The sequence below is a fragment of the Rhizobium sp. P2_G2 genome, from assembly GCF_056403555.1.
This window is the reverse complement of sequence record NZ_JBFUFF010000014.1, coordinates 1-15342: the sequence shown is the minus strand read 5'-3', so window position 1 is coordinate 15342 and position 15342 is coordinate 1. Positions and strand designations below refer to the sequence as shown.

At 60.3% G+C, this 15342-nt stretch carries 17 protein-coding genes; 3 read left to right on the top strand and 14 right to left on the bottom strand.

What is annotated here, in order from left to right:
- Nucleotides 1-108 precede the first annotated feature (108 nt).
- From araD to chvE, 5 genes are all read right to left on the bottom strand, one after another.
- Nucleotides 109-1848: an L-arabinonate dehydratase gene (araD, locus tag AC1D06_RS13330; protein ID WP_477986587.1), complete on the bottom strand. Its 1740-nt coding sequence runs from the start codon at nucleotides 1846-1848 to the stop codon at nucleotides 109-111.
- A 39-nt stretch (nucleotides 1849-1887) separates the two neighbouring features.
- Entirely contained in the window at nucleotides 1888-2889 is a 1002-nt protein-coding gene (gene araD1 / locus AC1D06_RS13325; RefSeq protein ID WP_477986586.1) for an AraD1 family protein, read from the bottom strand.
- Between the two features lie 84 nt (nucleotides 2890-2973).
- The gene (mmsB, locus tag AC1D06_RS13320) at nucleotides 2974-4176 is read right to left on the bottom strand and encodes a multiple monosaccharide ABC transporter permease (RefSeq protein ID WP_477879187.1); all 1203 of its coding nucleotides are present in this window, start codon (nucleotides 4174-4176) and stop codon (nucleotides 2974-2976) included.
- Entirely contained in the window at nucleotides 4176-5711 is a 1536-nt protein-coding gene (gene mmsA, locus AC1D06_RS13315; RefSeq protein WP_477986585.1) for a multiple monosaccharide ABC transporter ATP-binding protein, read from the bottom strand. Before mmsA ends, mmsB begins: the two co-directional genes overlap by 1 nt.
- Nucleotides 5712-5829: 118 nt before the next feature.
- Nucleotides 5830-6900 carry a multiple monosaccharide ABC transporter substrate-binding protein gene (gene chvE, locus AC1D06_RS13310; protein WP_477879185.1) on the bottom strand — a complete coding sequence of 357 codons (1071 nt, stop codon included), beginning with the start codon at nucleotides 6898-6900 and terminating at the stop codon, nucleotides 5830-5832.
- A gap of 245 nt (nucleotides 6901-7145) precedes the next feature.
- Here chvE and AC1D06_RS13305 point away from each other — a divergent pair, with 245 nt between their 5' ends.
- Nucleotides 7146-8159, top strand: coding sequence for a LysR substrate-binding domain-containing protein (locus AC1D06_RS13305; RefSeq protein WP_477879184.1), 1014 nt, complete (start codon nucleotides 7146-7148; stop codon nucleotides 8157-8159).
- Between the two features lie 87 nt (nucleotides 8160-8246).
- Nucleotides 8247-8678 carry a hypothetical protein gene (locus AC1D06_RS13300; protein ID WP_477879183.1) on the top strand — a complete coding sequence of 144 codons (432 nt, stop codon included), beginning with the start codon at nucleotides 8247-8249 and terminating at the stop codon, nucleotides 8676-8678.
- On the opposite strand, the gene AC1D06_RS13295 is transcribed toward AC1D06_RS13300, so the two are convergent.
- Nucleotides 8675-8995 (bottom strand): hypothetical protein, encoded by a 321-nt coding sequence (locus AC1D06_RS13295; protein ID WP_477986584.1) that lies wholly within the window; start codon nucleotides 8993-8995, stop codon nucleotides 8675-8677. The genes AC1D06_RS13300 and AC1D06_RS13295 overlap by 4 nt on opposite strands.
- A 212-nt stretch (nucleotides 8996-9207) precedes the next feature.
- Between AC1D06_RS13295 and iolG the strand changes: the two genes are divergently transcribed.
- Nucleotides 9208-10197, top strand: coding sequence for an inositol 2-dehydrogenase (iolG, locus tag AC1D06_RS13290; protein ID WP_477879181.1), 990 nt, complete (start codon nucleotides 9208-9210; stop codon nucleotides 10195-10197).
- 48 nt (nucleotides 10198-10245) lie between these two features.
- Here the strand turns inward: iolG and AC1D06_RS13285 are convergent, their stop codons facing one another.
- The 8 genes from AC1D06_RS13285 to AC1D06_RS13250 form a co-directional block, all read right to left on the bottom strand.
- The gene (locus tag AC1D06_RS13285) at nucleotides 10246-11145 is read right to left on the bottom strand and encodes a metallophosphoesterase (RefSeq protein WP_477986657.1); all 900 of its coding nucleotides are present in this window, start codon (nucleotides 11143-11145) and stop codon (nucleotides 10246-10248) included.
- A 135-nt stretch (nucleotides 11146-11280) separates the two neighbouring features.
- Entirely contained in the window at nucleotides 11281-12150 is an 870-nt protein-coding gene (locus tag AC1D06_RS13280) for a metallophosphoesterase (protein WP_477986583.1), read from the bottom strand.
- A complete protein-coding gene (gene ruvB / locus AC1D06_RS13275) occupies nucleotides 12151-13191 on the bottom strand; it encodes a Holliday junction branch migration DNA helicase RuvB (RefSeq protein ID WP_477986582.1) in 1041 nt (346 codons plus the stop codon). It lies immediately after the preceding gene.
- Complete coding sequence (locus tag AC1D06_RS13270) at nucleotides 13188-13586, bottom strand: PIN domain-containing protein (RefSeq protein WP_477879178.1); 399 nt, start codon at nucleotides 13584-13586, stop codon at nucleotides 13188-13190. Before AC1D06_RS13270 ends, ruvB begins: the two co-directional genes overlap by 4 nt.
- Nucleotides 13583-13867, bottom strand: coding sequence for an AbrB/MazE/SpoVT family DNA-binding domain-containing protein (locus AC1D06_RS13265; RefSeq protein ID WP_477879177.1), 285 nt, complete (start codon nucleotides 13865-13867; stop codon nucleotides 13583-13585). The genes AC1D06_RS13270 and AC1D06_RS13265 overlap by 4 nt, the downstream gene beginning before the upstream one ends.
- Before the next feature lie 61 nt (nucleotides 13868-13928).
- Complete coding sequence (gene ruvA, locus AC1D06_RS13260) at nucleotides 13929-14546, bottom strand: Holliday junction branch migration protein RuvA (protein WP_477986581.1); 618 nt, start codon at nucleotides 14544-14546, stop codon at nucleotides 13929-13931.
- A 10-nt stretch (nucleotides 14547-14556) separates the two neighbouring features.
- Entirely contained in the window at nucleotides 14557-14964 is a 408-nt protein-coding gene (locus AC1D06_RS13255) for a type II toxin-antitoxin system VapC family toxin (protein ID WP_477879175.1), read from the bottom strand.
- Between the two features lie 3 nt (nucleotides 14965-14967).
- Nucleotides 14968-15219 carry an AbrB/MazE/SpoVT family DNA-binding domain-containing protein gene (locus tag AC1D06_RS13250; RefSeq protein ID WP_477879174.1) on the bottom strand — a complete coding sequence of 84 codons (252 nt, stop codon included), beginning with the start codon at nucleotides 15217-15219 and terminating at the stop codon, nucleotides 14968-14970.
- Nucleotides 15220-15342 lie beyond the last annotated feature (123 nt).

Genomic DNA, 15342 nt, shown 5'->3' with positions numbered 1-15342 from the left:
TTCATCCGTGGTCGCCAAGATCGGAATGGTTAAAAGATAACTGCCAATTGTTACCGATTTATTACCAGTTTTAGGAAATTTGAAGGCGAGCAACCATCGAGCTTCCGCTCAATGGCTGTCCTTGCCAACGGCATTCCCACGACATCCCTTCAGGAAGTCAAGGTCGGCGCCCGTATCTGCCCCTTGAACGTGCTGCTGATGCAGCCAGGCATAGCCTGATGCCGGTATCTCATGGGTTGGCTCCCATGCAGCAAGCCGGCGCGCCAGTTCCTCGTCGGGAATGTCGAGATGCAGGCGCCGGTTCGGGACGTCGAGTTCGATCATATCGCCGTTCTGCACCACCGCCAGCGGTCCACCGACCGCCGCTTCCGGCGAGGTGTGCAGCACGACAGTGCCATAGGCGGTGCCCGACATGCGCGCATCCGAGAGGCGCACCATATCGGTGATGCCCTTCTTCAGCACTTTCGGCGGCAAGCCCATATTGCCGACCTCGGCCATCCCGGGATAACCCTTCGGGCCGCAGTTCTTCAGCACCATGACGCAAGTCTCGTCGATATCGAGATTGTCGTCGTTGATCTTGGCCTTGTAGTCGTCGATGTCCTCGAAAACCACGGCCCGGCCGCGATGCGTCAGCAGATGCGGTGACGCGGCGGACGGCTTCAGCACCGCTCCCTTCGGCGCGAGATTGCCGCGCACGACGACGATGCCGCCCGACTGCGTCAGCGCCTTCTCGGCCGGCAGGATCACATCCTCGTTCCAGTTGACGACGTCCTTGACCTCGTCCCAGATCGTCTCACCGGACACGGTCTGCGCATCCCTGTGCAACAGGCCCGCCTCGCCCAGGCGCTTGAGCACGACCGGCAGGCCACCAGCGTAGAAGAATTCTTCCATCAGGTACTTGCCCGAAGGCATCAGGTTGACGATCGTGGGGATATCGCGGCCGCAGCGGTCCCAGTCATCGAGCGTCAGGTCGACGCCGACACGGCCGGCGATGGCCATCAGATGGATGACCGCATTGGTCGAGCCGCCGATCGCCGCATTGGTGCGGATGGCATTCTCGAAGGCCTGTTTGGTCATGATGTCGGAGGGCTTCAGGTCGTCCTTGACCATCTGCACGATGCGGCGACCCGTCAGCTGCGCCATGACCTTGCGGCGCGAGTCGACGCCTGGGATCGCGGCATTGCCGGACAGCGCCATGCCCAGCGCCTCGGCCATGGACGCCATGGTCGAGGCGGTGCCCATCGTATTGCAGGTGCCGGAGGAGCGGCTCATCGACGCTTCAGCCTCGAGGAACTCGGCCTGCGTCATCTCGCCGGCCTTCACCATTTCGGAGAATTTCCACAGATGCGTGCCGGAACCGACGCGTTCACCGCGGAAATAACCGTTCAGCATCGGTCCGCCGGTCACGACGATCGAAGGCAGGTCGCAGGAAGCCGCGCCCATGATCAGCGATGGCGTGGTCTTGTCGCAGCCGACCATCAGCACGCAGCCGTCGATCGGCTGACCGCGGATCGCCTCTTCCACCGCAAGCGCCGCGAGATTGCGGTACATCATCGCGGTCGGTCGGAAGGTGTTTTCGGATGCCGAGAAGACCGGGACTTCGACCGGGAAGCCACCCGCCTCCCAGACACCCGCCTTCACTTTTTCAGCGAGTTCGCGCAGATGTCCGTTGCACGGCGTCAGGTCCGACCAGGTATTGAGGATACCGATCACCGGGCGACCGTCGAACAGATCGTTCGGGTAGCCTTGGTTCTTCAGCCAACCGCGGTGGTAGATCACGTCACGGCTCGTTCCGCCGTACCACTCCTGAGACCGGAGCTTGCGCGGCCAATCAGCTTTCTTTGTCATTTGGAATTTCCCTTGGCCGGCTGTGTCCCGACCTCAACATCAGAGCATGCCGACGGATACTGTTTCCTCACGGGCGATCTGCAGCGAATTGCGCAGCGGATAGCCGAATTCCGGCACTTCGATTTCGAAAATATCGCCTTCCTGCGGCTTGATGCCCTCGGCGAAGGAGAGTGTCGCGGTGCCGAACATATGCACGTGCACATCGCCCGGCTCGCGGAAGAGCTTGTACTTGAAATGGTGATATTCGAGGTTGGCGAATGTATGCGACATGTTCGCTTCGCCCGACAGGAACGGCTTTTCGAAGATCACCTGGCCGTTGCGGCGGATGCGTGACCAGCCCTGGATATCGTCCAGCGGCTCGCCAACCCAGATTTCCGGGCCGAAGCTCGCCTGGCGCAGCTTCGAATGGGCGAGATAGAGATAGTTGATCCGCTCCGTCACGTGATCGGAGAATTCGTTCGACAGCGCGAAGCCGACGCGGAACGGCTGGCCGTGGTTGTTGATCACATAGATGCCGGCGATCTCCGGCTCTTCGCCGCCGTCCAGGGCGAACGAGGGCGAGGTGAGCGGCTGGCCGCTGGCTATGGCCTGCGTGCCGTTGCCCTTATAGAACCATTCGGGCTGCACGCCCTTCTCGCCAGCCTTGGGCTTGCCGCCTTCGAGGCCCATGCGGAACATCTTCATCGAATCGGTGAGGTTCTCCTCCGCCGTCTCGGCCGTCTTCTTGTGCATGGAATCGCGCGCAGCCGCCGAACCAAGATGTGTCAGCCCCGTACCGGTGAGATGCAGATGCGACGGATCGGGATGCTCGATCGGCACCAGGAAGCGGCCTTCCGCATGCACCCGCATCAGGTCGATCGAATAGTCGCCGAAGCCATGATGCGAGATGACCTCCATCAGCGACCGGCCGCTATCGGCCGCTTCCATGGCCAGCGCATAGACGCTCGACGCATCCTTGACGACGCGCGCCTCTTCGTCGACCGTGTTTCGGACGACGACGGCAGCGCTACCAAAGCCGTTGTTGATTTGCGATATCAGCATTTCCTACTCCTTTTACGGATGGCCGCATGGCGTGAATTCCGCGCTAACGGCGGTCAGCCATGTGGTGGAGCGAGGCCGATGGCCTCAGCCCTTCCTCTTGTTGTAAACGTCGAAATAGACAGCGGCGAGCAGCACCAGGCCCTTGACCAGTTGCTGGTAATCGATGCCCAGGCCCATGATCGACATGCCGTTGTTCATCACACCCATGATGAAGGCGCCGATCACCGCGCCGGTGATCTTGCCGACGCCGCCGGACGCCGAGGCGCCGCCGATGAAGCAGGCTGCAATGACGTCGAGTTCGTTGCCAACACCGGCCTTCGGCGTCGCCGAATTCAGACGTGCGGCAATGATCATGCCGGCGAGCGCGGCGAGCACGCCCATGTTGACGAAGACATAGAAGGTCAGCCGCTCGGTGTTGATGCCGGAGAGCTTTGCCGCCTTCTCGTTGCCGCCCATGGCAAAGATGCGCCGGCCGATCGTCGTCCGCGTCGTAACGAAGGCATAGAGCGCGATCAACAGGCCCATGACGACGAGCACGTTCGGCAGGCCGCGATAGGTGGCGAGCTGGAAACCGAGGAAGATCGCCACGATGCTGGTGATCCCCATCTGGATGGCGAAGAAAACGAAAGGTTCATTCTCGGTGCCGTGCGCTTCGTTGCGCTGACGTGCGCGCAGCCCGTTGAAGACCGCCAGCGCCACCAGCACCAGCACCACGATCAGCGCCAGATAGTTCTTGATCAGGCCGGTCTCGCTGACCGGCAGGAAATCCGGGATGAAGCCGGTCGACAGCAGCTGGAAGTCTTTGGGGAACGGACCGAGAGAACGGTTTTCCAGCACCAGATAGGTCAAGCCACGGAAGACCAGCATGCCGGCCAGCGTGACGATGAAGGCCGGTATCTTCTGGTAGGCGATCCAGTATCCCTGTGCGGCACCGACGGCGCCGCCGATGATCAGGCATATCGGCACGACCAGAGCGAAATGCCAGCCCCATTTGACGAACATCACCGCCGATATACCGCCTGTCAGCGCCACGATCGACCCAACCGACAGGTCGATATGGCCGGAGACGATGATCAGCAGCATGCCCAGCGCCATGATGATGATGAACGAGTTCTGCAGCACCAGGTTGGTGATGTTGACCGGCTTGAACAGCACGCCATGGGTGACGAACTGGAAGAACACCATGATGACGACGAGCGCGACCAGGAGCCCATATTCGCGGATGTTCTTGCGCAGATAGTCGCCGATCGAGGGGACATTGCTGGTGGTGGTGGTTTCGGAGACCATTAGTGTTTCTCCCCCGAGCGCATGATGGCGCGCATGATGGATTCCTGGCTTGCTTCCTTCTTCGAAAGTTCGGCGACGATGCGACCTTCGTTCATCACGTAGATGCGGTCGCAGGTGCCGAGCAATTCGGGCATTTCCGACGAGATCATCAGAATGCCTTTGCCTTCGGAAGCCAACTGGTTGATGATGGTGTAGATTTCATACTTTGCGCCGACGTCGATGCCACGCGTCGGCTCATCGAGGATCAGCACGTCGGGCTGGGTGAACAGCCATTTCGACAACACGACCTTCTGCTGGTTGCCGCCCGAGAGGTTGACTGCCTCCTGATAGATCGACGAGGAGCGTATTCTGAGCCTGGCGCGATAGTCGTTGGCGACCTTGGCTTCGGCATGGTTGTCGATGATGCTGGCCCGCGCCACCGCCTGCAGATTGGCGAGCGTGGTGTTCTGCATGATGTTGTTGATCAACACCAAGCCGAGCTGCTTGCGGTCCTCGGTGACATAGGCAAGGCCAGCATCGATCGCCTTCGGGATCGTGCTGACATCAACCGACTTGCCGCGCATCTTGACTTCGCCGGTGATCTTGTGACCCCACGCGCGGCCAAAAATGCTCATCGCCGTTTCGGTGCGGCCCGCGCCCATCAGCCCGGCAATGCCGACGACCTCGCCGGCGCGGACATTGAAGGCGACATTGTGGAGGAATTGCCGGTCGCGATGGTTCTGGTGGAAGACGTTCCAGTCGCGCACATCGAGCAGCACGTCGCCGATGGGCACATCGCGCGGCGGATAGCGATCATGCAACTCGCGGCCGACCATGCCGCGAATGATCCGGTCCTCGCTGATTTCCTCGGTCGCTGCATTCAGCGTCTCGACCGTGCCGCCGTCGCGCAGGATGGTGATCTGGTCGGCGACCTTCTTCACCTCGTTGAGCTTGTGGGAAATGATGATCGAGGTCAGGCCCTGCTTGCGGAATTCCATCAGCAGGTTGAGCAGCGCGTCGGAGTCGTTTTCGTTGAGCGAAGCGGTCGGCTCATCGAGGATCAGCAGCCTGACCTTCTTGGACAGCGCCTTGGCGATTTCGACGAGTTGTTGCTTGCCGACACCGATATCGGTGATCAGCGTGCGCGGCTGTTCTTTCAGGCCGACCTTGCGCAGCAATTCCTGCGTGCGCGCGAATGTCTGCGGCCAGTCGATGACGCCACCGCTCGCCACTTCGTTACCGAGGAAGATGTTCTCGGCGATCGACAGCAGCGGCACCAGCGCCAGCTCCTGGTGAATGATGATGATGCCCAGATGCTCGCTGTCGGAGATCGTGGAGAAATGGCGGACTTCGCCATCGTAAAAGATGTCGCCTTCATAGGTGCCATAGGGATATACACCGGACAGCACCTTCATCAGCGTCGACTTGCCGGCGCCGTTTTCGCCCACAAGGGCGTGGATCTCGCCTTCGCGCACCTTGAAGCTGACGTTGTTGAGCGCCTTGACGCCTGGAAACGTCTTGGTGATGCCGCGCATTTCGAGAAGAATTTTATCCATACTTGGTATTCCATCGCCGGCAGGCCCACGACGGACCCGTCAGGGACTATAGAAAGTCACGCGAGAACTGAGAAGGGGGTCCGCCAACCGGCGGACCCCCGGATTTTACCTTACCGGATCACTTCGTGACCTGGTCTTCGGTGTAATACTTCGAACCGACCAGAATGTCCTTCCAGTTGCTCTTGTCGACGGCAACCGGGGTCAGGAGGTAGGACGGAACGACCTTGACGCCGTTGTCATAGGTCTTGGTGTCGTTGACCGTCGGCGCCTTGCCGGACATGATGTCGTTGACCATGTCAACGGTGGTCTTGGCGAGTACGCGGGTGTCCTTGAAGACAGTCGAATACTGTTCGCCGGCAAGGATCGACTTGACCGACGGCAGTTCCGAGTCCTGGCCGGTAACGATCGGCATCTTCAGGTCGCCAGAGCCGTAGCCGACACCCTTGAGGGCCGAAAGAATACCGATGGAAAGGCCGTCATAGGGCGACAGAACCGCGTTGACATGCGCATCGGTATAGGTCGAGGAAAGCAGGTTTTCCATGCGAGCCTGTGCGACAGCACCGTCCCAGCGCAGGGTACCAACCTGGTCCATGCCCATCTGACCGGACTTGATGACGATTTCCTTCTTGTCGATCATCGGCTGCAGAACAGACATGGCGCCATCATAGAAGAAGAAGGCGTTGTTATCATCAGGCGAACCGCCGAACAACTCGACGTTCCACGGCTTGACGTCGGGGAATCTCTCCTTCAGGCCCTGAACGAGCGAATTGGCCTGCAGCACACCGACCTTGAAGTTGTCGAAGGTGGCATAGTAGTCGACATTGCCCGAGTCGCGGATCAGGCGGTCATAGGCGATGACCTTGACGCCGGCGTCATGGGCCTTCTGCAGGATGTCGGAAAGCGTCGTGCCGTCGATGGCGGCAACCACGAGAACCTTGGCACCCTTGGTGACCATGTTTTCGATCTGCGACAGCTGGTTCGGAATATCGTCGTCAGCATATTGCAGGTCGGTTTCGTAGCCGGCAGCCTTGAACAGCTTTTCCATGGTTTCGCCGTCGGAGATCCAACGGGTCGAGGTCTTGGTCGGCATGGAAATACCGATTTCGCCCTTGTCGGCGGCGAAGGACGGAGCAGCAAAGGCCGCGACCGAGATTGCGGCTGCGGCGAGCAGCGAGGTGATGAGTTTCATTAGTCTCTCCCTTAGTTATGGCAGGCGGAACACCGGGAGGAGAATGACAGCTTTCGAAGGCTGGTCCCCCGCCTTTTTCAAGGGCTTGCGGCCAAGCGCGACGACGCTCCTCCACATTCCCTCCCATGCGTTCTGTCGTTACCTGCCTATAAACCTGTATACCTGTCAAATAGAATAACTTGCGACTTCTATACCAGATCCGGTATAATATCCAAAAAGTCATACTTTTCAAAAGGAAGAGCGACATGGACCTTCGCGAAAAAAATTCCGACAACCTCATTTTGACGCGGCAAGGGCAATATCTGTCTGAAAATGAGGGCGATTCTCTAATCAAGGCGGGACTCAAACTCAGCCATCTCAGATTGATTTCGGCGCTCTCCCACCACGGCCAGGTGAGTTCGGCGGCCCAAGCGCTCAACATTTCCCAGCCGGCCGCCTCACGCATGCTGAGCGAAGTGGAGTCGATTCTCAAGGCCCCGCTCTGCGAACGTGTCGCCAAGGGCATGGTCATGACCCGATTCGGAGAGGCCATGGCGCGGCGCGCCAGCTCCATCCTGCTCGAAATCCGCGAGGCCAATCGCGAGATCACCGAACTCAAGACCGGCTATGGCGGCTCGGTCAATATGGGCTCGGTAACGGCGCCGGCCATCAGTTTCGCCGTACCGGCGATCCGCAAGATCCGCAGCCTTTATCCGTCGATCCAGGTCAACTGCCAGATCGAGACGAGCAACATCCTGACCCGTGACCTGATGTCGGCGCGCTACGATTTCGTCATCGGCCGCATTCCCGACGAGCTCAATCCGCGCCAGTTCCATGCACAGCAACTCGGTGTCGAGAAAGCCTGCCTGATCGTCCGTGCCGGCCATCCACTCCTCGACGGCACGCCGCGCCGGCTCGATGAGCTCAACCGCTACGATTGGGTGTTCCAGCCGCAGGGCGCCATGCTGAGCCGCGCCCTGGAGACAATGTTCATCGAGGCGGATGTGCCACTGCCCGACAACATCGTCACCACCTCGTCGGTTTTGCTGACCATGGCGCTGATCGCCGGAAGCGACGCGATCGCGCCGATTGCCGAGGAGGTCGCCACCTTCATCGCCAGCCAGCCAAGCCGCATGGGCGAGATCGCCATCCTGAAAACCGATTTCGACATCGTGCTGGCGCCCTATAGCCTGATCACCGCCCGCGGCCGGGCGTTGCCGCCCTCAGCCAAGCTGCTGCATGACCTGATATTGCAAGAGTGTGGGCGCGGACGCGGCTGACGGCATCCCTGAAATGCTCACGCCACAGTCAAGCCTCGCTCAATTGACATTTGCTCCATTGCGCCGCCACCAAAGCACGGGAACCGAATGCCTGTTTTCGGAAAATCGCTGTTCGAAACGGTCCTCGACGGGCTGGACGATCCTGCTGCCGAGGAAGAGCAGGACGCGCCTGCGCCGGTGCGCGGCTTCCACGCCAGCTTCGTCGGCCGTGAATGGAGCGCCGATCCGGATATCGAAGCGCGGTCATCGAAGTTCGACGAATTCCTGGCCGAGCCGTCTCCTATCGAGCCGATTCTGCCAGTCATGCCGGATTGGATCGGGCGTACGAGCGAAGCGGAGATCGCCGAGGACCTCGCACTTTCGGCCTGCCGCAGCGAACAGCAACTGCGCGAACGGCGCCGGCTCTTCGCACTCGAAAACCATCCCGACCGGGTGCCGCCGGAATTCCGCGACCAGGCGACGCGCAGGATGATGATCGCCAATCAGATGATCGACGCGGCGCTGAAGAAACTGCACTAGCCGACCGGTTTCCCGTCGCCTTCACCGTCCGGCTTGGAGGCCATTGCTTCCGGCTCGATATCGGCTTCGTCATTCTCGGCAACGGCAGGAACAGCGGGCATATCTTCCGGCGTCTTATAAGTCCAGAAAAGCGTATAGACACAGTAGACCGCGCAGGCGAGCGAGATCACCGACCAGAACGGCTCGTGATGCCACCCTTCCAGGGCCGCCCAGGCGATCGCCGCCAGGCAGATGACGAGCCGCCGGCCAAGCGGCTTGTAGAAGGGCGAGCTGGTGTCGATCAGGTAAATCGGTGTTTTGTTCTTTTTGTCTGCCATCACATTCCGTCCAAAGTCCCTCCGAAATGGCATTTTTGCCCAGGCCTGACAAGCAGGTGTGATCGGTGCGGCTGAAATGAAACATCGGTGTCGATTGCGGAGATACGGAATAAACATTCCATATTTTGAGAATTGATCATTCCGTTCCGTTTTGCTAGACCGTGGCGACGATATGCGCCGGCCGCAGTCCGGCAAAGAGGAGAGAGAAACAGATGACGGTAAGATTTGGGGTTCTGGGCGCGGGACGCATCGGCAAGGTGCATGCGAAAGCCGTCAGCGGCAATGCGGACGCGAAACTTGTCGCCGTCGCCGACGCCATGGCGGATGCGGCCTCGGCGCTTGCTGCGCAATACGGCGCCGAAGTGCGCTCGATCAGCCAGATCGAGGCTGCCAACGACATCGATGCGGTGGTGATCTGCACGCCGACCGACACGCATGCCGACCTGATCGAGCGCTTTGCCAAGGCCGGCAAGGCAATCTTCTGCGAAAAGCCCGTCGACCTCGACGCCGAGCGGGTGAAAGCCTGCCTGAAGGTCGTGGAAGAAACCAACGCCAAGCTGATGGTCGGCTTCAACCGTCGTTTCGACCCGCATTTCATGGCCGTGCGCAAGGCGATCGACGCCGGCAAGATCGGCGCCGTCGAGATGGTCACCATCACCTCGCGCGACCCCGGCGCGCCGCCGGTCGATTATATCAAGCGTTCGGGCGGCATTTTCCGCGACATGACCATCCATGATTTTGACATGGCCCGCTTCCTGCTGGGCGAAGAGGTCACCTCGGTCAGCGCCCATGCCGCCGTGCTGGTCGATCCGGCCATCGGCGAAGCCGGCGACTATGATTCGGTCACCGTCATTCTCGAAACCAAGTCCGGCAAGCAGGCGGTGATCTCCAATTCCCGCCGCGCCACCTATGGCTATGACCAGCGCATCGAAGTGCATGGCTCCAAGGGCGTCGCCTCGGCCGAGAACCAGCGGCCGGTGTCGATCGAGATCGCCAATGGCGACGGCTATACCCGCCCGCCGCTGCACGATTTCTTCATGACCCGCTACACCGAAGCCTATGCCAACGAGATCGCCGGCTTCATCTCTGCTGTTGAGAAGGGCACGCCGATCAGCCCGAGCGGCACGGACGGCCTGATCGCGCTTCAGCTCGCGGACGCCGCAGTGCAAAGCGTCAAGACCGGCAAGCGCATCAGCGTCTAAGATGGTTGCGCCACCAAGATCCGGGCGGCTTCGGCCGCCCTTTTCTTTTCAGCTCAGTTCGATCTCCACGATCTCCGGCCAGGCGCCCAGTCGGATCGGCAGGATGGAGCAGCCGAGCCCGCGCGACACGATCATATGCCTGTCGTTTTCAACGAAATGCCCACCCGGATAGCGCCGGCCGGATCGGGATGGCGAAAGCGGTATCCAGCCGAAAATATTGATCTGGCCGCCATGCGTGTGGCCTGACAAGGTCAGTGCAACCCGCGGCGTAACTGCCTTGAATATGTCGGGCTCATGCGCCATCAGGATAAGCGGGCTCGTATCGCTGACCTGCGCCAGGGTCGACGGCAGATCATTGATGCCAATGAAAGAGTGCCGGCCGAAACGCTTTCCCGGACGCATTGCCATCTGATCGCCGAGCCCGGCCAGCCAGAAAGGATGCCCGTCCTTTTCCAGTCGCACGGCCTCGTTGACATAGACGGGGATGCCGACATTGCGGAGCGCCTTTTCCCCGAACGTCTCCAGCTGCGGATCGCGCTGATAGGCTACGTCTTCCCAATAGTCATGATTGCCCAGGATCGCATGTACACCGAGCGGCGCTTTCAGACGGGCCATCGCTTTGGACCAGTCCCGCGAGTGGACATGGGCGAGCACTGCATTCATGCCGGTTGCATAGTCACCGAGCAGAAGGATGATATCGGGGCTCAGCGCATTGGCCTGATCGCAGATTGTCTCGATCCGATCCGCCGTCATCCAGGGATCGCAGGCATGGAAATCGGCGAGCGCCACGACCTTGAGCTTCAGCCCGGGCGTCCAATTCGGTGGCGTGAGCCGATAAGATGTGATGCGCGGTTCCGCCATTGCCTCGGCTATCGGATATCCGGCAAGGGCTGCGGCTGCAATCACGCCTTTCGCGACAAGCTTCAGGAAGCCTCTTCTCGTGATCACCCGGTCATCATCCTGAAACAGTGCAAGCTCAGCCGCCGCCAGATGGGCCAGCGGATAAGGCCTGATGCTTCCACGCATTTGCGTTCAAAACACGGCCGCACAACCCGCGTTGAAAAAATCACTGCCGAGGGAGATTCAACCGAGATCGATTTCCAGGATTTCCGGCCAGGCGCCCAGCCGGATCGGCAGACCGGAGCAGCCAAGCCCGCGCGAGATGATGATGTGGCGGCCCTCTTCGACAATATGACCGCCGACATAGCGGCTGCCATAGCGCGATGGTACGGCGGGTGTCCAACCGAACAGGTTGACCTGCCCACCATGCGTATGCCCCGACAGCGTCAGCGATATGCGACCAGGAACTTCGGGAAAGATATCGGGCTCGTGGGCCATCAAGATGACCGGAGCCTTGTCTTCGACTTTCCGAAGCGTGGCCGGGAGGTTGTCGATACCATGGTCCAACAGCGCCAACTGGTCGCCGAGACCGAGAAGCCAAAATGGCTGCCCGTTCTTCTCCAATCGGACGGCATCATTGATGTAGACAGGAATCCCCACATTGCGCAGCGCCTTCTCGCTGAACGTCTGTGACGTACGCCGGCGCTGAAAATCGAGATCATCCCAATAATCGTGATTTCCCAGCACCGCATGGACGCCAAGCGGTGCGCTGAGGCCGGTCAGCGCCCGCGACCAGGCCTCCGGCTCGACATCGCCCGCCAGCCGCATGGCGGCGGCAAAGTCGCCGAGCAGCAGGATAATATCCGGTTGGAGTGCATTCGCCTGGTCGCAGATCGCCTTGATCCGCTCCGCCGTCATCCAGGGATCACAGGCATGAAAATCGGCGAGCACCGCGATCTTCAGCTTCAGGCCGGGCGCCCAGCCGGGCGGCGTCAATTGGTATCGGGTGATCCGCGGCGTCGCCCCGGCCTCATAGAGCGGATAGCCGAACACGGCAGCAGCAGCCACGGCACCGCGCAGGACAAGCTTCAAAAAGCCTCTTCTCGTCAGCAATCAGTCGTCATCCTGGAACAGCGCGAATTGAGTCGCCGCCAGGTTAGCCGGCGGGGCGAGGCCCAGATGCTTCCACGCATTTGCGGTCAAAACACGGCCGCGCGGCGTGCGCTGGATAAATCCCTGCTGGATGAGATAGGGCTCGATAATATCCTCGATCGCGTCGCGCGGCTCCGACAGCCCCGCCGAGATCGTCTCGATGCCCACCGGCCCTCCGCCGAAATTCATTGCGATCATGGTCAGATAACGCCGGTCGAGCTGGTCGAAGCCCATATGGTCGACATCGAGCCGGGTCAGCGCCATGTCGGCGATCTCGCGCGTCACTGATTGCGACTTCGCCACCTCGGCGAAATCGCGCACGCGTCTCAATAGCCGGCCGGCAATGCGCGGCGTGCCACGGGCGCGGCGGGCGATCTCGCGCGCGCCCTCTTCCGTCATGCCGAGCCCCATCAGCCGCGCCCCACGCCGGACGATCAGTTCCAGTTCCTCGACGGTGTAGAAATTCAGCCGCACCGGAATGCCGAACCGGTCGCGCAGCGGATTGGTCAGCAGGCCGAGGCGCGTCGTTGCCGCGACAAGCGTGAATTTCGACAGGTCGATCTTCACCGACCGCGCCGCCGGCCCCTCGCCAATGATGAGATCGAGCTGAAAATCCTCCATCGCCGGATAGAGGATTTCCTCGACAGCCGGATTGAGCCGATGGATTTCGTCGATGAACAGCACATCGCGCTCTTCGAGATTGGTCAGCAGTGCGGCGAGATCGCCCGCCTTGGCGATGACCGGGCCGGAGGTCGAACGAAAATTGACCCCAAGCTCCTTGGCCATGATCTGCGCCAGCGTCGTCTTGCCGAGCCCGGGCGGGCCGACGAACAGCACATGATCGAGCGCCTCGCCGCGATTCTTCGCCGCTTCGATGAAGATCTTGAGATTGGCCCGTGCCTCGGCCTGCCCTGTAAATTCGTCAAGCGACTGCGGCCGCAGCGCCGTATCGATATCGTCGCCGCGCCGTTCGGGCGTAAGCAATGTATTGGCGCCGGTCATTGCAGCAGTTCCATTTGCGGGACAGACAGCACTGCTTTCCGGTCGAATGTGACGACCCTTTCACATCCTGCTCTTGCGCAAGACCAGGCAATCAGATGATCCGCAAGGTCTCCCTCTGGCTTTTCCTCCCCGTTGATCAGCGCGTCCAATTCTTCCATATTCTCAATGATGAATCCGTCCGCCGCGAGCAAGGCTCGCAACATGTCGAAAATGACTGGCATGGAATAGTTCAATCGCCGATGCAGCACCCAAACGGTCTCCGCCAACGCCACCGCACCCAGATAGACCGGATCATCCGCTGTTCGTTCGGCCATGAAGGCGCGTGCGATGGCATTCTGCTTGACGTCATCATCGACCAGGAAGCGCACGAGAACATTCGTGTCGATGCCTATCATTTATTCTGCCCCGACCATTCTTCCGTGATGCGCCGATCATCCGCGGCCGCAGCGTCCATCACAGCGTCGTTCATTTCTTCTATTGTCAGAGAAATATTGCTCGGTGGTGAACCCAACATGCCTGCCAATTCCGAAAGCCGCCTGTTCTTCGGCATGGCCATGACCGCGCCATTCCGCTCCGTGACATAGAAACGCGTACCTGGCGCGAGATTCAAGCTCTCGCGGACTTCCTTGGGGATGGTAAGCTGTCCCTTGGAAGTCAATGTCGTGAATGCGCCCATATCTTACTTTTTCCAATTCGTCTTACGTATTTACTTTAGTAAGAAATCCACTCAAAGACAATCACCGCGCCAGTTCCTTCAAACCCAGCCGGATCAGCCGGGCGCTGTCCGCCCCCTCGCCGCCGTTCTTGAGCGCCGCAGCAACGGCGCTCGCCGCCTGGTCGCGCGAATAACCGAGATTGGTGAGCGCCGACACCGCATCGGAAACAGGCGCAGGCGCAACACCCTCGCCGAGCTCCTGCTTCAGGCCAATACTGATCGAGGCCTCGCCGGCGAAGGCCGGGGCCTTGCTCTTGAGCTCAGTCAGGATACGGATCGCCACCTTTGGCCCCACACCCGGAGCACGGCTGATCGTCGTCTTGTCCTGTAAGGCTATCGCATTGGCAAGCTCGGCCGGCGTCAAGGTCGACAGCACGCCAAGCGCCACCTTAGAACCCACGCCCTGGACGATCTGCAGCAGCCGGAACCATTCGCGCTCCAGCGCGGTGGTAAAGCCGAACAGCCGGAACTGGTCCTCGCGCACATAAGTCTCGATGAACAACACCACCGCCTCGCCCACGCCCCCGAGCTTCGACAGCGTCCGCGACGAGCAATGGGCGACATAGCAAACGCCATGCACGTCGACGAGGACGTAATCCTCGCCGATTTCCTCGACCGTGCCTTTGAGTTTTCCGATCATGGTGCTGCTTTCAGGGATGGGTTTCGGGAGTGATCAATTCGACGGACGGAAAATAGCTGCGGTAACCCTTGGGGTCGCGCGTCAGGATCGAGTAGCCGCGCACCACCGCATGCGCACCAATCAGGAAATCGGGCAGAACCCGTTCGCGGTCACCGCCGGATTGCCGATATTTTCGGAATGCGGCACCCGCCGCAAAAGCGGCCGTCCAGGGCAGATTCTCTCTGTGGAAGTCACCTTCCGGCAGCAAGTAATCCACCTGCTCCGGCGAGGCATAACGCACGGCAAATTCCGCATAAATAACTGGATTGATCACCAATGCGCCCGCCGATTCCGCAAGCTGTCGACGCGACCAATCCAGCCAGACCTGATCCCGCACCGCGATATCCACGAGGACATTGGTATCGACCAGAACAGCCATGGCTCACCTGTCCCGCGTCATCGACATCAGCGCATCGGCATCGATATCCTGATCGCCTGTGCCCTCCAATCGCTTCAGCGTATCGAGGAACGCATCAAGACGTGCCTTGTCGGCGGTTTCCTGCACCCCATCCTTCGGCGTCACGACAAGCTTGCCTGCTTCGATGGAAAAAACGACCTCGCTATTCGGCTTGATGCCGGTGAGCTCGCGAAGATCGCGTGGAATGGTGACCTGACCTTTGGACGTGACGCGCATGACTTGATCCCTTCAATGTAAGAAATATTCTTACCGGCAGAACAAGTCAAGAACAAATCAGCCGCCGAGCGCCTTCAGCCGGCTGCTGGCGCCGCCTGTATGGTGCGCATGGCAGATGGCGAT